General features: G+C 59.5%; 15 protein-coding genes and 1 pseudogene. 12 read left to right on the top strand and 4 right to left on the bottom strand.

Translation table 11 applies throughout. From position 1 onward, the window contains the following. Position 1: 1 nt before the first annotated feature. Both H045_RS07875 and H045_RS07880 read left to right on the top strand, forming a co-directional pair. Entirely contained in the window at positions 2 to 1612 is a 1611-nt protein-coding gene (locus tag H045_RS07875; RefSeq protein WP_015371966.1) for a gamma-glutamyltransferase family protein, read from the top strand. Positions 1613 to 2007: 395 nt separating this feature from the next. After that, positions 2008 to 2766, top strand: coding sequence for an SDR family NAD(P)-dependent oxidoreductase (locus H045_RS07880; protein ID WP_015371967.1), 759 nt, complete (start codon positions 2008 to 2010; stop codon positions 2764 to 2766). Between the two features lie 130 nt (positions 2767 to 2896). Here the strand turns inward: H045_RS07880 and H045_RS07885 are convergent, their stop codons facing one another. Beyond that, positions 2897 to 3802, bottom strand: a complete 906-nt coding sequence (locus H045_RS07885) for a LysR family transcriptional regulator (RefSeq protein ID WP_003236546.1) — start codon at positions 3800 to 3802, stop codon at positions 2897 to 2899. Between the two features lie 95 nt (positions 3803 to 3897). Here H045_RS07885 and H045_RS07890 point away from each other — a divergent pair, with 95 nt between their 5' ends. From H045_RS07890 to H045_RS07905, 4 genes are all read left to right on the top strand, one after another. Further along, positions 3898 to 4683 carry an SDR family NAD(P)-dependent oxidoreductase gene (locus H045_RS07890; protein WP_015371968.1) on the top strand — a complete coding sequence of 262 codons (786 nt, stop codon included), beginning with the start codon at positions 3898 to 3900 and terminating at the stop codon, positions 4681 to 4683. 86 nt (positions 4684 to 4769) lie between these two features. After that, positions 4770 to 6164 carry an aspartate aminotransferase family protein gene (locus tag H045_RS07895; RefSeq protein WP_041931462.1) on the top strand — a complete coding sequence of 465 codons (1395 nt, stop codon included), beginning with the start codon at positions 4770 to 4772 and terminating at the stop codon, positions 6162 to 6164. Between the two features lie 69 nt (positions 6165 to 6233). Continuing rightward, positions 6234 to 7601: a glutamine synthetase family protein gene (locus H045_RS07900; protein ID WP_015371970.1), complete on the top strand. Its 1368-nt coding sequence runs from the start codon at positions 6234 to 6236 to the stop codon at positions 7599 to 7601. A 72-nt stretch (positions 7602 to 7673) separates the two neighbouring features. Next, entirely contained in the window at positions 7674 to 9101 is a 1428-nt protein-coding gene (locus tag H045_RS07905; protein ID WP_015371971.1) for an aldehyde dehydrogenase family protein, read from the top strand. Here H045_RS07905 and H045_RS25445 read toward each other — a convergent pair. Next, positions 9073 to 9309 (bottom strand): annotated as a pseudogene (locus tag H045_RS25445) (DMT family transporter); the annotation flags it as partial. The gene H045_RS07905 and the pseudogene H045_RS25445 overlap by 29 nt on opposite strands. Before the next feature lie 72 nt (positions 9310 to 9381). Here H045_RS25445 and H045_RS07910 point away from each other — a divergent pair. The 4 genes from H045_RS07910 (at position 9382) to H045_RS07925 (ending at position 12485) form a co-directional block, all read left to right on the top strand. Continuing rightward, complete coding sequence (locus H045_RS07910) at positions 9382 to 9741, top strand: LysR substrate-binding domain-containing protein (protein WP_236278000.1); 360 nt, start codon at positions 9382 to 9384, stop codon at positions 9739 to 9741. Positions 9742 to 9819: 78 nt separating this feature from the next. Continuing rightward, positions 9820 to 10548 carry a helix-turn-helix transcriptional regulator gene (locus tag H045_RS07915; protein WP_015371973.1) on the top strand — a complete coding sequence of 243 codons (729 nt, stop codon included), beginning with the start codon at positions 9820 to 9822 and terminating at the stop codon, positions 10546 to 10548. A gap of 79 nt (positions 10549 to 10627) precedes the next feature. Further along, positions 10628 to 11572, top strand: a complete 945-nt coding sequence (locus H045_RS07920; protein ID WP_015371974.1) for a DMT family transporter — start codon at positions 10628 to 10630, stop codon at positions 11570 to 11572. A 28-nt stretch (positions 11573 to 11600) separates the two neighbouring features. Beyond that, positions 11601 to 12485 carry an alpha/beta fold hydrolase gene (locus H045_RS07925; RefSeq protein WP_015371975.1) on the top strand — a complete coding sequence of 295 codons (885 nt, stop codon included), beginning with the start codon at positions 11601 to 11603 and terminating at the stop codon, positions 12483 to 12485. Positions 12486 to 12526: 41 nt separating this feature from the next. Here the strand turns inward: H045_RS07925 and H045_RS07930 are convergent, their stop codons facing one another. Then, entirely contained in the window at positions 12527 to 13438 is a 912-nt protein-coding gene (locus tag H045_RS07930; RefSeq protein WP_003236527.1) for a LysR substrate-binding domain-containing protein, read from the bottom strand. A 108-nt stretch (positions 13439 to 13546) separates the two neighbouring features. On the opposite strand from H045_RS07930, the gene H045_RS07935 reads away from it, so the two are divergent. Beyond that, positions 13547 to 14626 (top strand): tartrate dehydrogenase, encoded by a 1080-nt coding sequence (locus H045_RS07935; protein WP_003236525.1) that lies wholly within the window; start codon positions 13547 to 13549, stop codon positions 14624 to 14626. Between the two features lie 60 nt (positions 14627 to 14686). On the opposite strand, the gene H045_RS07940 is transcribed toward H045_RS07935, so the two are convergent. Beyond that, positions 14687 to 15640, bottom strand: coding sequence for a LysR substrate-binding domain-containing protein (locus H045_RS07940; RefSeq protein ID WP_032871186.1), 954 nt, complete (start codon positions 15638 to 15640; stop codon positions 14687 to 14689). A 217-nt stretch (positions 15641 to 15857) separates the two neighbouring features. Between H045_RS07940 and H045_RS07945 the strand changes: the two genes are divergently transcribed. Next, a complete protein-coding gene (locus tag H045_RS07945; protein ID WP_015371976.1) occupies positions 15858 to 17156 on the top strand; it encodes an MFS transporter in 1299 nt (432 codons plus the stop codon). The last annotated feature ends 15 nt before the right edge of the window (positions 17157 to 17171 follow it).

Below are 17171 nucleotides of genomic sequence, written 5' to 3' on the forward strand. Positions count from 1 at the left end.
CATGTTGACATTTTCCGCTCACGAATACCCCTATCCGTCGCAACGCCAAAGTGTGTTCGCCAAGCGCGGCATGGTCGCCGCCTCCCAGCCGCTGGCCGCTCAGGCCGGCATCGAAGTCATGCAGAAGGGCGGCAATGCCATCGATGCTGCCATCGCCACCGCCGCCGCGCTGACCGTGGTCGAACCCACTGGTTGCGGCCTGGGCGGCGACGCCTTTGCGCTGGTGTGGTGCAAGGGTCAGTTGCACGGCCTCAATGGCAACGGCCACGCGCCGGTCGCCTTGAGTATCGAGGCGGTCAAGGCGGCGGGGCATCAACAGATGCCGCTGTACGGCTGGACCCCGGTGACGGTGCCCGGTTGCCCGTCGGCGTGGGCCGAATTGTCCAAACGCTTCGGTAAATTACCGTTCACCGATTTGCTGCAGCCGGCCATCAGCCTGGCGCGCGACGGTTTCCCGTTGTCACCGGTGGTTGCGCATCAATGGCAGATCGCCTTGAACGAATTCGGCCCGCAGCGCGATGACGTGCTGCAAGCCTGGTTCGACACCTTCCTGATCGACGGGCGCGCGCCCCAGGCGGGCGAGATTTTCCGCAACCCGGCCCAGGCCCGCACCCTGGAAGAGCTCGCCGCCACTGGCTGCGAAAGCCTGTATCGCGGCGCTCTGGCCGAGCGCCTGGATGCGCATTCACGCGCCAGCGGCGGCTACCTGCGCGCCAGCGACCTCCAGGATTACCGCGCGCAGTGGGTGGAGCCGATCCGGGTCAATTACCGTGGCGTCGACGTATGGGAAATCCCGCCGAGTGGCCAGGGCCTGGTCGCACTGATGGCGCTGAAGATCCTCGAAGGCTTCAGCTTCGATCACCGTGACAGTCAGCAGACCTGGCATCGCCAGTTGGAAGCCATGAAGCTGGCCTACAGCGACGGCCTGCATTACATCACTGACCCTGCGCACATGCGCGTGGCGGTGGCCGACCTGCTCAGTGACGACTACAGCACCCGTCGCCGTGGCCAGATCGGCGAGCAGGCCCAGCCGCCCAAACCCGGCGACCCCCATGCCAGCGGCACGGTGTACCTGGCGACCGCCGACGCCGAAGGCAACATGGTGTCGTTTATCCAGAGCAACTATCACGGCTTCGGCTCCGGCGTGGTGCTGCCCGACAGTGGCATCGCCCTGCAGAACCGCGGGCAGGAGTTCAGCCTCGACCCGACGCATTCCAACTGCCTGGCACCGGGCAAGAAAACCTTCCACACCATCATCCCGGGCTTTCTCACCAAAGACGGCGAAGCCCTTGGCCCGTTCGGCGTGATGGGCGGCTACATGCAGCCCCAGGGCCATGTGCAGATGGTGATGAACCTGGTGGACTTCGGCCTCAACCCCCAGGCGGCATTGGACGCACCGCGCTGGCAATGGCTGGGCGACATGAAGGTCGGCATCGAACACGGTGCCTCCCGCGACCTGGTCAATGCGCTGGCGCGGCGCGGGCACAAGGTGCAGACCGACAGCGACCTCACCGACTACGGGCGAGGGCAGATCATCCTGCGCGACCCCGTCACCGGTGTTCTATGCGGGGGTACTGAGCCACGGGCGGATTCGCATATCGCGGTGTGGTGAGCGGCTACACAAGCGCTGAGCCAGGTGGCTGATAACGATGGGGTTGATGAGTTGTTCGATCTTCGCTGCAACGGGTTGGCGCTCGTTGAAGCAAGGATTGAACCTCACAACCCAGGCCTCTGTTCCATCTGCTATCTGGCGCTTTATTACCTCGCTGGTAAATACCCTGCCGTTGTCAATTTCCCTGATATTAATCGTCTTTTTTTTATCAGATAAAAGCACCTAAATTCCAGCTCCACCACGACCAAACCTGGCGAATAGGGTGCAGCCAGAATCGACGGGGTTACGTATCGATTGTCAGCCGGATCGGGTGGAAATTGCTTGGTCGAGCACAAGGCTCCTTAAGTCTGGATGCATCCCACACGTTCTTAAACTCTATCTTGGCAGGAAGTTCCATGGCCCCTCGAACTGTACTTATCACTGGCGCAGCAGGTGGTGTTGGCCGCGCGTTGGTCGAGCGTTTTTTAAATGAGCACTTCAAGGTTTTCGCGACAGATCTGGACGCGAAAAAGCTCGCAGACCTACAGATTGAATATCGGGTGTCAGGCATTTTTTGCGGTGATATTCGTCAACCCGCTGTGTGTGCTGCGGCCGTTAATGCAGCCGTTATGGCGATGGGCCGGCTGGATGTATTGATCAACGCTGCGGGAGTATGGCGCGAAGGTCCGGTTGAAGCGTTTACCGAAGAGGATTTCGACCTCGTTCTGGACGTGAACCTAAAGGCTACGTTCTTCATGTGCTCAGCCGCTATTCCCCATCTGAAATTATCCGAAGGTTCGATCCTGAATATTTCAAGCGATGCTGGCCGGCAAGGCAATCGAAACGCCGCAGCTTATTGCGCAAGCAAGGGCGGCGTGACTCTGCTGACAAAAACCCTGGCATTGGACCTGGCACCGTTTGGCGTGCGCTGCAACGCTATTTCCCCAGGTGATATCGAAACCCCAATGCTCAAATTTCAAGCCACTCAATATGGACAGGGAAACCCTCAGGCCTACTATCAGGATCTGTTGGACAAGTACCCGCAAGGTGCCCGCGCCCGATTTATCCAGCCAGAAGAAGTCGCCGAGCTGGCGTTTTTCCTATCCCAACCCGGTGCACGATCCATTACTGGTGCGGACATGGCGATTGATTGCGGCGTTTCCGCTGGAAACTGACAGTGGCCCATTGATGCCTATCTTGGGCAAGGGATTATGATCATGTCAAAACGCGGAATGGGTGAGTCGGCGGTGGCTGTTTTTACTGCGAGTGGGCGTCGTCGCAAGCCTCAATGTGCACGTTTACTCATCAAATACGACGAGGCTCCCCCTCCGTAATTTCGCGTATCAGGCTCAGGTAACGAAGCGCGCCCAGTCCCAGGGGCCGGTTTTTTACCCAGATGATATCGACCCATAGCCGCATCTGACTCGGCATGTAGTCAAACACCACTTCCGTCAATGCGCCTGACGTGATGAGAGGATGTACCAGCGATTTTGGAAGGTAGGCCCAACCCAATCCTTGCTGCACCAGGTCCAGCGTGGCCAGATAATTGTCGCTGTGCCAAATCCGCCGCGACAGCACAACACGTGGGTCAGAGTCTGCAGGTCCTCCTGTGGCGACGATGATCTGCCGAACGTTTACCAGTTGCTCCTCACTTAAGGGGCTTTTCTTGCCGGCGGCCGCAGGGTGATCTGGAGCAGCAACCGCTACCAACAACTGGCTTCCCGCTTCAAGAAATGTTTCCCGCTCGTCAAGCCCAGGTCGTTCAAATCCAAGTGCCAATTGCACACGCCCTTCATGGAGCATGCGCATTGCCTCCGGATGGGACGCGGAGCGAATCTCGATTTCAAGCGTGGGAAACTCCCTGGCGATAATCGACAGCGGACGATTCCATACGCCTGTTTGCAACTCCGGCGCCATCGCGAAGACCAAGCGCTCCTCCAGCCCCTGATGTAGCTGGAGGGCATGCGCATCCAGCAGATTTATCTGGCTCGCGACTTGTCGTGCCTGGGGCTCAAGTGCTTTGGCGGCGGCCGTAGGAATGGCTTTGCGAGTTGATCGGTCAAACAGCAACAAATCCAGCTCTGCTTCAAGCTGCGACACCGCCATGTTGACGGCCGAGGGGACCCGGCCCAATTTTCGCGCCGCCGCCGAAAAGGATCCGCTGTCGATGACCGAGAGGAAAATTTTGAGTGACTCACTGGTAAACGCCATGGGGGTTGTCAGTTTTTCTGATGATGATTGTCTTTGTGTATCAGATTTATTCGCCTAGTTTCTACTCTCTTTCAAACTAAATACGTGGGGCACCCATGTTGGATACGCAATTGAGAGGGCATGTTGCACTCGTCAGTGGTGCCGGGAGTGAATCCGGGATCGGCATGGCTATTGCTCGCAGGCTAGGTGCATCCGGGGCGAAGTTGATCATCACTGCCAGCAGCAACCGCATTGCGGATCGGGTTGAAGAGTTACGTCTTGAGGGATTTGACGTTGAAGGCCGGCCAGCCGACCTCACTGACGAACGTCAGGTGCGCGAATTGAGCCTGTGGGCGGAGTCCGTCTGGGGACGGGTCGATATTCTGGTGAACAACGCCGGCATGGCCATGCAAGGAAGCCCCGAGGTGTTCTCGGAATTGGCAACGATGGAACTGCAGGAGTGGAATCTTTCACTGGGCAGAAACCTGACCACGGCCTTTCTTCTGACGCGAGCCGTTCTGGCCGGTATGAGGGCGCGAAATTACGGGCGCATTGTGAATATCAGTTCCATCACAGGCACCCGCTGCAGCAACCCGGGCGAGGCGGCTTATAGCGCCGCCAAGGCCGCGATGGTGGGCATGAGCATGGGGCTTGCACTTGAAGTTGCCAGGCAAGGGATCACCGTCAACAGCATTGCGCCTGGCTGGATCACGACAGGGTCAACCTCACCCGTTGAAGCCGAGGCGGGGCGCTTCACCCCGATGGGCCGGGCAGGCAGTCCTCGCGAAGTAGCTGCGGCGGTTGCATTTCTGGCGTCGCCTGAATCCAGTTACATCACCGGTGAAGTCATTGTGGTGGATGGCGGGAACTGTTTGATCGAGAACAAGGCTGCGCGAGCCTGAGGTCAGGAAAAAGGACAGTTGAGTGTTCCTGTCCGAGCGGTCACGACGTTTAACCGATATTTGTCATCAACACAGGGTGTTTGGTCATGTCGAAAAGTGGAATCAGTGAATCAGCGATTGCTGCGTTTACCGCCTGCGAGCGTGAGCGTTTCATAGAAAGCAACCCAACGTCGATGGCGCTGGCCAAACGTGCCAGGGCGAACCTGTTCAACGGTGTGCCCATGCACTGGATGAGCGACTGGTCGATGCCGTCGCCGCTCTTCGTGCAGCGCGCCAAAGGCGCACGCTTCACCGATGTTGATGACCATGAATACATTGACTTTTGCCTGGGCGACACCGGCACGATGTTTGGCCATTCACCTGATCCTGTTGCCCGTGCCATCGCCGAGCAGGCGAACAATGGCCTGACCACCATGCTGCCCGGCGAAGACGCGGTGGTCTGCGGCGAGTTACTGGCTCAGCAATTTGGGCTGCCTTACTGGCAGGTGACCACGAGTGCCACTGACGCCAACCGTTACGTGCTGCGCTGGGCGCGTGCCATCACCAAACGCAATGTCTTGCTGGTGTTCGACGGCTGCTATCACGGCACCGTGGATGACGTGATGGTGCGCTACCGCGACGGCAAGACAGTGCACCGTTCAGGCCTTGTGGGCCAGGCCTACGACTTGAGCCAGTACAGTCGATCCATTCCCTTCAACGATGTCGCCGCACTGGAAGCTGCGTTGGCCCAGGGCGATGTGTGCGCGCTGATGTGCGAGCCGGCGATGACGAACATCGGCATGGTCCTGCCTGATCCTGGGTTCATGCAAAAGTGCCGAGAGTTGACCCGTCACTATGGCAGCCTGCTGGTCATTGATGAGACCCACACGATTTCCACGGGCTTGGGTGGATGCACGCGCCAATGGGCGTTGGAACCCGATTTTTTCGTGGTGGGTAAACCCATCGCAGGAGGCGTGCCTTGCGCTGTGTTCGGCGTGACCGAAGACGTTGCCCAGGCCATGCGCGACGTGCAGATGAGCGCAGCGGGCGGCGGCCACGGGCACAGCGGCATGGGCACAACGCTGTCCGCCAACGCGCTGGCGATGCGTTGCATGCGCGCCAGTCTTGAAGAGGTCATGACCGACGCGGCCTACCAGCACATGCTGTCTGTCGCCTCACGACTGGCGCAGGGGTTTCGCGCATTGTTCAAGCGCCATCAACTGAACTGGTCGGTTACCGAGTTGGGCGCTCGTTGTGAGTTTCAATTCTGTGCCACGCCGCCCAGAACCGGTGCGCAAGCCGAGGCGGCTTTTCATGACAGCCTTCAAATGGCGCTGCACCTCTACCTGATCAATCGCGGCATCCTGATCACGCCGTTTCACAACATGACGCTGTGCTGCCCGCAAACCAGTGAGGCGGATATCGACAGGCTGATCGACGAGCTGGATAACGCGCTGACCACGCTGCTTGCCCTGCCGGGAGCTCGGGTCACCTGCTCATAAGTGAACGGCGACGCCGCGACTTTCTTCCAATACTGCCAAGGCGCTTGAATGAGCGCCAAGAGGTTTGCCATGCAATTTGCTGATAGAAAAGAGGCCGAGGAGTATCTGGCCGCTCACCCTGAAGTGCAGAGCATCGAGTTGTTCCTGATCGACGCGAATGGTGTGCCACGGGGCAAACTGTTGCATCGTAATGAGCTGCTGGCGATCTACGACAATGGGCGGCCGCTGCCGAGTTCCATTCTCGCCTTGACCGTGCAGGGTGAGGACGTGGATGACACTGGTCTGGTCTGGGATGTCGCTGACGCTGATTGCTGGAGTTACCCCTTGCCGGGAAGCCTGACCCTGCAACCCTGGCGCACCCATCCCACCGGTCAAGTGCAGGTCAGCATGCACCCGACCCAAGGTCTTCCCGCCGCACCGGCGGACCCGCGTCATGTGTTGGTGAACACCATCGAGCGGCTCAAAGCCGATGGCTTTCATCCGGTCATGGCCGTGGAGTTGGAGTTCTACCTGCTGGACCAACAGCGCGATGTCAACGGTCGACCGCAGCCGGCGCAGCAAACCAATGGTGTACGTCCGGTAGCTCCGCAGGTGTATGGCGTGTTTGAACTCGAACAGGTTCAACCGTTTCTGGATGACCTCTACGCAGCGTGCGCGCTGCAGGGGTTACCGGTGCGCACGGCGATCTCCGAGTATGCGCCGGGCCAGCTCGAGTTGACGCTGGAGCATCGTTTCGATGCACTCCAGGCCATTGATGAAGGCGTACGTTACAAGCGCCTGGTCAAAGGTGTGGCCAACAAACACGGGCTGCAAGCGTGCTTCATGGCCAAGCCATTCAGCGACCAGGCCGGCAGCGGTCTGCACTTGCACGTCAGCCTGGCCGACGAGCAGGGCAACAACCTGTACGCGAGCGAAGACCCACAGGGCACGCCGCTGTTGCGTCACTCCATTGGCGGGATGATGGCAACCTTGTTCGACGCGCTGGCGATCTTTTGCCCCCATGCCAACTCTTATCGCCGCTTCCAGACCGGCAGTTATGCGCCACTGGCCAAAAGCTGGGGCGTCAACAATCGTACGGTGTCATTCCGCGTACCCGGTGGCCCGGCGATCAGTCGGCACATCGAACACCGCATTTGCGGCGCCGATGCCAACCCCTATCTCGCCGCTGCCGCGTTACTGGCGGGCATTCACCATGGCATCACGCATCAGAGCGATCCCGGCGCGGCGATTGTGGGCAATGGCTACGAGCAGGCGACCGATTTTCTACCCACCGACTGGCTGACCGCGTTGCAGGCATTGGAGCGTTCAACCTGGGCACGCGAGGCGCTGGGCGCTGAATTCATGAAGGTGTTCCTGGCGATCAAGTGGCGCGAGTTCCGTACTTTCAATGCCGAGGTCGGAGAGCAGGACTGGCGGTGGTACCTTACTCACGCATGAGTGTTGGCCCGTCAGCGTGTCTTGAAACGGACCGCTGAGGACACCTGTTTCCGAACTATCCAGAGATAAACCATGAACAATGCGCTCAAGTTTTACATTGATGGCCAGTGGGTCGACACCCAGTCTGGCAACACGCTGGAGGTGATCGACCCTTCCACGGAGCAAGCCTTCATCAGTATCGCGGTGGGCAACGCGGCGGACGTGGACAGCGCGGTAGACGCTGCTGCCAGGGCCTTTCCCGCGTTCTCTGTAACCCCCGTCAGCGAGCGGCTGGCACTGCTCAAGGAAATCCTGCGGGTCTACAACCTGCGCTACGAAGACCTGGCCAAGGCCGTCAGCCAGGAGATGGGCGCGCCACTGCATTTTGCCCGTGACTCGCAGGTCTGGAGTGGCCGGGCGCATCTGGAATCGACCATCAGTGCCCTGGAGACATTTCAGTTCAGTGAAGCGCACGGCATCACTCAGGTGATGCGTGAAGCCATCGGCGTCTGCGCCCTGATCACGCCGTGGAACTGGCCCCTGAACCAGATCGTCTGCAAGGTCGCACCCGCCATTGCCGCCGGTTGTACCGTGGTGCTAAAGCCCAGCGAAATCGCACCACTGACCGGCATCATCTTCGCCGAGATCATGCATGAAGCGGGCGTGCCGGCCGGGGTGTTCAACCTGCTTAACGGTACCGGGGCGGATGTAGGCCAACATATGGCCAGCCACCCGAAAGTCGATATGGTCTCGTTCACCGGCTCCACCCGCGCAGGCATTCTGGTCGCCAAGGCGGCGGCCGACACGGTTAAACGCGTGGCTCAGGAGTTGGGCGGTAAATCGGCCAATATCCTGCTGGAAGACGCAGACTTTGACGTGGCGGTGGCCAAGGGTGTGCAGCGCTGCTTTGCCAACTCGGGGCAATCCTGCAATGCGCCGACACGCATGCTGGTACCGCGAGCGCAGCTTGCCCGTGCCCTGGAAATTGCCAAGGCAACCGCCGAGCAGTTGGTGACCGGCAGCCCGCTGGATGCCGGCACGAATCTCGGCCCGGTGATCAGCGACGCACAGTTCGCGAAGATTCAGAGCCTGATCGCCATTGGTATCGAGGAGGGCGCCACTTTGGTGAGCGGTGGCCTGGGCCGTCCCGAAGGCCTGGACAAGGGCTACTACGTGCGACCCACCGTGTTCGGCGACGTGACGGCGCAGATGACCATCGCCCGCGAAGAAATCTTCGGTCCCGTGCTGTCGATCATTGCCTATGACAGCGAAACGCAGGCCATCGAAATGGCCAACGACACCGTGTACGGCCTGGCGGCCTATATACAATCGGGCAATATCGAGCGTGCCCGCGCCGTGGCCAAACAGATGCGTGCCGGCTCGGTGTACCTGAACTACCCAAGCTGGGACACGTTCGCGCCGTTTGGTGGCTACAAACAATCCGGCAATGGCCGCGAGTACGCGGGCTGGGGCATTCACGATTTCCTGGAAATCAAGGGCGTGGTTGGTTGGAGCGAGTGACCACTGAGCAGGTAATAGTTTCATTTGCGCCGAGAATGCCGCGAACCGCTATTGCTGCCCCAATGACCACAGCAATAAGCCCTGTCGCCTCTATGGGCGTTGGGAACCTCCCAATAAATAGCAAACCAAGGACAGCGGCGAACAAAGATTCCAGTGAAATCAACTGACCGGAAAGCACCATCGGCAGCCGTTTTGTCGCCGCGTTCCACATGCTCTGGTCTTTACGGCTGCTGACGAAGTCTTCCCCGTATGCAGTCCGAGTTACCTTGCCACAGGCGAGTTGCTTGGCCCTGAAGCACTTTGTCTGCACAATCTCTTACACTATCGCTCTACGTCCCCTGACTTTATGGTCTGGGAAGAGTGGTTGCAGGTGTTTGGAAAGACGATCGCGAATCATGTGCCTGGTACGGTGTTCGATAGCTACCCGCTGATGCTTCAGGCGGCAGTCGCGGGACATGGCATCGCATTGGGATGGCGTCGAACTGCCGGAAAGCTCATTGAGGAGGGCGCTTTGGTGCGACCTTGTGCAGAATATGTTCCTCTGCCCCATGCCATTTCTGTTTATAAAGAAAATGGCGGGGATGAACGGATTGAAGTGCAAGTGCTACTGGCGTGGCTCCAGGAGCAGTTGAGCACCTAGTAGCTAGGCAGTAAATGGGTCAGGTAAACGCCAACCGATGGTGCATGAAAAAACTTGCGACAAGGGCGATAGCGTCAAATGTTTCTGAATCTTGAAGTTCGCAGCTACGAGCGGGAAGCCCCTCATCACCATCACGAGCATGCTCAATTGGTGCTGCCGATTCGTGGCCGAATGGAGATCGATGTAGGGGGGCGCGGTGGCTACATCGATCAGTCACTGGCGGCACTTGTGACACCCGGCGCGGTGCATTCGCAGCATACGCACGCCGATAACCGCTTTCTGGTTCTGGACTGTGCGCCGACGACCCTGGAAACGCTAAAGATCGAGCGTCTGGCTCAGAGAATATACGTGCCTATTCCCGCCGCAACGCGTCGGCTTATGGAGTTCGCCGAGCTGATAGGGAACGCGCAACTGTCCCTCGTGGCCTCACAGCTGGGCCCTTTGCTTTTTTCGTCCCTTGGCGCTGATGCTCCTCGCGTTTCCGATCCCATGGAGCGATTGATCGTCCGTCTTCGGGCCAATCCTGGCGCGAACTGGAGTAACGAAAGCATGGCTCAGGTCGCCAATATGAGCCTGAGTAAACTGCACCAGCGGTTTCGTCAATTGTTCGAAATGACCCCTCAAGCGTGGTTGACTGAGTTACGCCTGCAGGAAGCTCAACGATGGTTGCGCGCAACTTCGCTACCCATAGCCGAGATTGCCTTGCGGGCAGGTTTTTCCGATCAGGCCTCACTGACCCGTGCCATGCAGCGAATAACCGCCATAACGCCGGCTGCTTATCGTAAAGCGCAGAAACAGCCTGGGTAAAAGACTTCACAGCTACCGACAATAGTTGCCGAATCAGTTGCATCAGACTTCATCCACTACGTTGTGGAGTACGGGTGAAATGTTTGCTGATCGGTCGTTGCTCAAGGGCATTGTTTACGGCGTGTGCGCAGGGCTGTGTTGGGGCGTGATCTTCCTTGGCCCCCAACTGACTCCGGGTTTAAGCGGCCTGGAATTCGCAGTTCTGAGATTTCTTTGTTATGGCGTGGTCTCGGCGGTTTTGCTGATGCCGCGCTGGCGGCGCGTTTGCGCCAATCTGACCGTGGCTGACTGGAAATCATTGTTCTGGCTCAGTCTGATAGGGAACCTCATCTACTACACACTGGTGGGCACCGGTGTGCAGCTGGTTGGCATCGCCACAACGTCGCTGATTGTCGGACTCATCCCGGTGTTCGTCACCCTGGCGGGTCGTCATGACGCCAACGCCGTTTCGTTGTACAAGCTCGTCCCTTCGCTGTGCTGCGCGGTGGGAGGGGTCATGCTCATCAGTTGGCATGCCCTGATCAATGGCGACAGGCTGGATACGCTTGCGACCATCGCCGGGATTTCATGCGCGGTGGGTGCTCTTGTCACGTGGAGTTGGTATGCCGTAAGCAACGCTCGGCGGCTGGTTCAGGTAGCCAGCGTCTCCTCCCATGACTGGGCACTGCTGACAGGGGTGATGACGGGCGCTCAGTCACTGCTTGTGGCGGCGCCTGTGCTGGGCTTGCAGGCCGCAACCCATGGCAGCGCCCAATGGCTGCATTTTTTGCTGGTGGCAGGAGGCGTAGCCATCTTGTCTTCAGTGGTGGGTGGCGCATGCTGGAACCAGGCGAGCCGACTCCTACCGTTGGCACTCAGCGGACAAGTGCTCGTGATTGAGACGTTAGCGGCGCTGGTTTTTGGGTTTCTATGGGAGCAGCGGTTGCCCGACGCCTATGAAATAGCGGCGATTGCACTGCTTGTTTCCGGTGTCGTCTGGTGTCTGAACTGTCATCGTAATCCGGGCTATTCTGCGGCTGTTTAGTGAGCCTTCACCGTTAAGGAGTCGAATCATGTTTGCCGGTTTCCAGAAAGAACAACGCCAGGTAAACGGCGTGAACATCAGTTACCGCATTGGCGGCAGTGGCCCCCCGCTGCTGCTGTTGCACGGCCATCCGCAGACCCACGTGATCTGGCACAAGGTCGCTGCGCAGCTGGCGGGCGTTTTTACCGTCGTCGCCGCTGATCTGCGCGGCTATGGCGACAGTGACAGGCCGCCTGCCGATGCCGAGCATGCAGGTTATTGCAAGCGTGAAATGGCGCTCGATGCTGTTGAGCTGATGAAATCGCTGGGCTTTGCGCAGTTCAGGGTCCTTGCCCATGACCGCGGTGCGCGCGTGGCCCATCGCCTGGTCCTCGACCATCCGCAGGCGGTGCAGCAGATGGTGCTGCTGGACATCGCGCCGACCCTGTCGATGTACGCGCAAACAGACGAAGCCTTCGCCCGCGCCTACTGGCACTGGTTCTTCCTCATTCGACCAGCGCCATTGCCGGAGGGGCTCATCGAGGCAGACCCTGAACTCTATTTGCGCAGTGTGATGGGCAGCCGTAGCGCCGGCCTCGAGCCCTTCACCAACGAAGCGTTTGGCGAGTACCTGCGCTGCCTGCAACGTCCGGGCAGTGCGCGGGGCATTTGTGAGGATTATCGCGCGTCGGCCGGTATCGATCTGGAGCACGATCGCGCCGATATCGCGGCGGGTAATCATCTGACGCTGCCGCTGTTGGTGCTCTGGGGCGAGGAGGGTACGGTGGGACGCTGTTTCGACCCGCTTGAAGAGTGGCGCAAGGTCGCCCTGGATGTTCGCGGCAAGGCGCTACCTTGCGGCCATTACATCGCCGAGCAAGTGCCTGATTTGCTGCTCGAAGAAGTGCTGGTTTTTTTTGCTGCACCGCTCTAGGTCAGTGGCCTGACTGGCCAGCATGGCGCACCTCTCGCTGCTCACTTGAGGGCCGCGAACGGCAAGCGTTCCGCCAGCGCCTGGGCAAGGTAACGGGCGAAGACCGAGATGCGCTGGGGGATATGCCGCCGGTGCTGATACACCGCAAAAATATCAGCCTGGGGTGCCTGGTGATCGGTCAGTACTGCCTGCAGGCGGCCACTTTCAAGATGCTGCTGAACATTCCAGCGCGACCGCAGAATCAATCCATGGCCGTCCAGCGCCAGGCTCAACGCGACCTCACCGTCATTGCTCGACAACGTCCCGCTGACCTTGTGCGAGTACTCCTGGCCATCCTTGCTGAAACGCCAGATCGCGTAGTCGCTGCCAAACTGCCGCAGAACAATGCAGTTATGCCGTGCCAGATCCGCCACACGCGTCAGCTCGGGCATACCTTCAAGGTAGCCCGCAGAGGCGCAGAGAATGCGTGGATTCTCCAGCAGACGAATGCCGATCAACCGTGAGTCCGGCGGCTCGCCCATGCACACGCCGATATCGAATTGATCGTCCAGCATGCTCAGGGGCTGGCTGGTCAGCTCAAGAGAAATCTCAAGTTCCGGGTGCAGCCGGGCGAAGCTTGAGACCACGGCGGCGAGGTGTCGCCGCCCGAAACCCAGCGTGCCATTGATCCGCAACCGGCCTTGCAAGGTGGGCTGACGGCTGCCGAGTGCGCTCTCCAGTTCCTCGAGCTGGCGCAGAATCGGGCGACTGCCCTCCAGATACAGCACGCCCTCGGGCGTCAGCGACAATCGACGCGTGGTGCGCTGCAACAACTGCACCCCAAGCCTGGCCTCGAGTTGACTCAGCCGCTTGCTCACGGCAGGCAGCGACAGCCCGAGATGGCGTGCCACTTGCGTCAGGCTGGTGCGCGTAGCCACCTGCTGAAAGAAGCTTAGGTCATCGATCATGCTCATGGATTCTTTCCTGAAAACTAAGAATGGCTTTCCATCAAGGCTAATTATTAATTCCAGCACACTGCATACACTGAGAACCCTGCCCCCATCAACCCTGGAGTCGAATCCATGAGCAAAACCCAGTACAAAATTGCAGTGATCCCCGGCGACGGTATTGGCAAGGAAGTGATGCCCGAAGGCGTGCGTGTGCTCGACGCTGTAGCGGCCCGGTTCAACCTGGAGCTGCAATGGGACTGGTTCGACTTCGCCAGTGCCGATTATTACCTGGCGCACGGCAAGATGATGCCGGACGATTGGTTCGACACCCTCAAGGGCTACGATGCTATCTACTTCGGTGCCGTGGGCTGGCCGGACGTGGTGCCTGACCATATTTCCCTGTGGGATTCGCTGCTGCAGTTCCGCCGTGAATTCGACCAGTACGTCAACCTGCGGCCCTGCCGACTCATGCCCGGTGTGAAGGCGCCACTGGCGAACCGCAAGCCCGGCGACATCGATTTCTGGGTGGTGCGCGAGAACACCGAAGGCGAGTACTCCAGTGTCGGCGGCAAGATGTTCCCTGGAACCGATCGCGAAATCGTACTGCAGGAAACCGTGATGACTCGCGTCGGCGTCGACCGTATCCTCAAGTTCGCCTACGACCTGGCACAAAGCCGTCCGAAGAAGCACCTGACCTCGGCCACCAAATCCAACGGCATCGCGATCACCATGCCTTACTGGGATGAGCGCGTTGTGGAAATGGGCAAGAAATATCCGGACGTTAACGTCGACAAGTACCACATCGATATTCTTACGGCGAACTTCGTCCTGCACCCGGACTGGTTCGACGTGGTGGTGGCCAGCAACCTGTTCGGCGACATCCTTTCCGACCTGGGCCCTGCCTGCACCGGCACCATCGGCATCGCCCCCTCGGCCAACATCAACCCGGAGCGCAACTTCCCGAGCCTGTTCGAGCCAGTGCATGGTTCGGCGCCCGACATCGCCGGCAAAGGCATCGCCAATCCGATCGGGCAGATCTGGTGCGGCGCGATGATGCTCGAACACCTGGGCCATCCCGAAGCCGGCGCCGCCGTGCTGACAGCGATCGAAACCGTGCTTGCGATGGGCCCGGAGCATGCGCCCTTGACCGCCGACATCGGTGGCACCGGCAACACCGAATCGCTGGGCAAGGCCATCGCTGCTGCGGTCTGAAGCCGGGGACAGCGTGTAATCCGGATTCTCACCTGGTCACTGCAACCGTCGCCTGAGCATTTACTCGGGCGCGGTCTGCCCTCCAATGTCCAGCGTCTCTTCGTGTAGCGCCTTGATGAGGGTGCTTGCAGCGGGGGGTCTCGGCCCGTTACGCAGCAAAATGATACCCACCGGCGGTAATTCGATCGGCACCTCCAGCGCCAAGGTGTAACCCAGGCCTACGGACTCGAGGTAATGCGCGACTTTAGTGGCGACGAAACAGACGCAGCTTCGTTTGCGCATAAACGTCATCATCACCAAAAAGGACGACGTTTCGATGATGTCGGCGGGTGGTTGCAGGGTGTGCTTGTAGAACATCTGACTCAGCTTGATCCGCGAGGATGCCCACGCCGGGGGAACGACCCAGGGCAGCGTCGCCAGATGCTCCCAGGTGGGGCAGGCCACCGTGGCCAGCGGATGATCCGCGGCGACGACGACGCGCATGGTGTCGGTGTATAACGCCTGCGTCTCAAGGTCCGGAGAGCTGTAACCCGGCTCCAGCCGACCCACGATCAGATCCAGCTCGCCTGTGCGCAGCCTCGGCAACAGGCGCGTGAGATCACCTTCCTCGATCGACACCGTCGTGTGTGGCGAGCTGAGCTTGAGGCGGTCGACGGCACCTGCCAGCAATCCAGGTGTGGCGACGACCATTGCGCCGACACGGATACGGCCAGCGCCGCCGCTGGCGACTGAGGCGATGTCTTCGCAGGTACGGTCAAAATCCACCAGCACCGAACGCGCAAAGCGCACAACCTGCTCGCCATAGGCGGTCGGCCGGGTCCCTCGGGTTGAGCGGATGAATAACTCGAGCCCGAACATCTTTTCGATTTCCGCCAGCGACTTGCTGACTGCCGGCTGGGTAAGCGACAAGAATTCCGCCGACCGCCCCAGATGACGGAATTCATCCAGCGCTACGACGAGCTGCAAATGCTTGAGTTTGAGATTGGAGCGCAAAACTCTATCGATGTCGCTCACCTGTTCTATCCCCAGCAGAAAAAGCTTAGATGTCAAAAAGGTTATGAAGTATGTCCGCTTATTCATTGTTCAGCAATGTAGGCGCGGGTCAGTATCCAAGAACAAAAACAATAACCGGAGACAAGCAATGCGCACTCCAATGACGACAAAACCGTTACATGACACCGCAGTGAGTCCAGGCAGGAAATCCAACGCTCGTTGGGTCGTGGCAGGTCTGATGTGGTTTGCCATCGCTATCAACTATATCGATCGCACGGTTCTTTCCGTCGCAGCACCCGAACTCATTAAAGAGTTCAGCCTGACCCCTGAGATGATGGGTATCGTCTTGTCCGCGTTTTTCTGGTCTTACGCGCTGCTACAAATCCCTGCCGGCTGGGTGGCAGACAAATTCGGGCAGAAAATGGGGCTTGGGATAGCCGTCGGCTCATGGTCGCTTGCAACGGCGGCGACAGGACTTGCGACAGGTTTTGCCTCCCTGGTTGGCCTGCGCGTGGTACTGGGCGTCGGTGAAGCCGGCGCTTATCCGGCCAACGCCGGAATCGCGTCAAAATGGTTTCCCGACAAGGAACGGGCAACTATTTCCGGGCTTTTTGACAGTGCTTCGAAATTCGGCGGTGCCGTGGCGATGCCGCTGATTGTGACCTTGATGATGACGTTCGACTGGCGCATGACGTTTGTGATCGTGGGCCTGACCGGTCTGGTCTGGAGCCTGATCTGGTGGTGGTATTTCTCGGACACACCGGAGACGCACAGAAGCGCAAACGCCGCCGAGGTGGAATACATCCGGGGCGGTCAGGCCCAGCAGCACGGTGTCGATACCACGCTTGCGATGAAATGGTACGAACTGCTCAAGCACCGCAATATCTGGGCGATGTGCCTGGGCTTCTTCACCATCAATTACATCTCGTACTTCTTCATCACCTGGCTGCCCACCTACCTTGTGAAGGAGCAGGGGATGGGCCTGCTCAAGATGGGCATGGTCGCTTCGCTTCCGCTGATCTGCGGCCTCTTCGCCGAGATCGCTGCCGGGTGGCTTTCCGACAGGGTGGTCCACAGTGGGCGCCTGTCGCTGACCGCGACACGCAAACTGTTTCTCATCGTGGGGCTTTCGATGGCGTTGTGTATCGGTCTGGCGCCGTTGACCACGTCGGTCGGGCTCACGGTCCTGCTGCTGTGCATCGCCAAGGCCGGCACCACCGTCGCGGCCTCGCAGGTCTGGGCGCTGCCGGGAGACGTCGCGCCGAAGAACATGACGTCCACCGTCGCCGGCTTGCAGAACATGGTGGCGAACTTCGGCGGCGTACTGGGGCCGGTGATTACCGGCTTCATCGTGGCCTCGACCGGATCATTCAAAATGGCGCTGGTCTTCTCGGCGGTGCTCGGAATGCTGGGCATCCTGAACTACGCCCTGCTGCTGAAGAAGGTCGAGCCCATCGTTGCGTCCACGCCAACCGAGCCCGAGCCACGCCACGCCGTCGCGCCCTCTCAGGTGTTGAATGAACCCTATAGCCGCTAAGCGCCAACGCCGGGA

It is taken from the genome of Pseudomonas poae RE*1-1-14 (assembly GCF_000336465.1).
Taxonomy (GTDB): domain Bacteria; phylum Pseudomonadota; class Gammaproteobacteria; order Pseudomonadales; family Pseudomonadaceae; genus Aquipseudomonas; species Aquipseudomonas poae.

What these genes read in the sequence shown, in the direction of transcription:
- H045_RS07875 (WP_015371966.1), top strand. Translation starts at nt 2, where the DNA reads ATGTTGACATTTTCCGCTCACGAATACCCCTATCCGTCGCAACGCCAA.
- H045_RS07880 (WP_015371967.1), top strand. Translation starts at nt 2,008, where the DNA reads ATGGCCCCTCGAACTGTACTTATCACTGGCGCAGCAGGTGGTGTTGGC.
- H045_RS07885 (WP_003236546.1), bottom strand. Translation starts at nt 3,802, where the DNA reads ATGGCGTTTACCAGTGAGTCACTCAAAATTTTCCTCTCGGTCATCGAC.
- H045_RS07890 (WP_015371968.1), top strand. Translation starts at nt 3,898, where the DNA reads ATGTTGGATACGCAATTGAGAGGGCATGTTGCACTCGTCAGTGGTGCC.
- H045_RS07895 (WP_041931462.1), top strand. Translation starts at nt 4,770, where the DNA reads ATGTCGAAAAGTGGAATCAGTGAATCAGCGATTGCTGCGTTTACCGCC.
- H045_RS07900 (WP_015371970.1), top strand. Translation starts at nt 6,234, where the DNA reads ATGCAATTTGCTGATAGAAAAGAGGCCGAGGAGTATCTGGCCGCTCAC.
- H045_RS07905 (WP_015371971.1), top strand. Translation starts at nt 7,674, where the DNA reads ATGAACAATGCGCTCAAGTTTTACATTGATGGCCAGTGGGTCGACACC.
- H045_RS07915 (WP_015371973.1), top strand. Translation starts at nt 9,820, where the DNA reads ATGTTTCTGAATCTTGAAGTTCGCAGCTACGAGCGGGAAGCCCCTCAT.
- H045_RS07920 (WP_015371974.1), top strand. Translation starts at nt 10,628, where the DNA reads ATGTTTGCTGATCGGTCGTTGCTCAAGGGCATTGTTTACGGCGTGTGC.
- H045_RS07925 (WP_015371975.1), top strand. Translation starts at nt 11,601, where the DNA reads ATGTTTGCCGGTTTCCAGAAAGAACAACGCCAGGTAAACGGCGTGAAC.
- H045_RS07930 (WP_003236527.1), bottom strand. Translation starts at nt 13,438, where the DNA reads ATGAGCATGATCGATGACCTAAGCTTCTTTCAGCAGGTGGCTACGCGC.
- H045_RS07935 (WP_003236525.1), top strand. Translation starts at nt 13,547, where the DNA reads ATGAGCAAAACCCAGTACAAAATTGCAGTGATCCCCGGCGACGGTATT.
- H045_RS07945 (WP_015371976.1), top strand. Translation starts at nt 15,858, where the DNA reads ATGTGGTTTGCCATCGCTATCAACTATATCGATCGCACGGTTCTTTCC.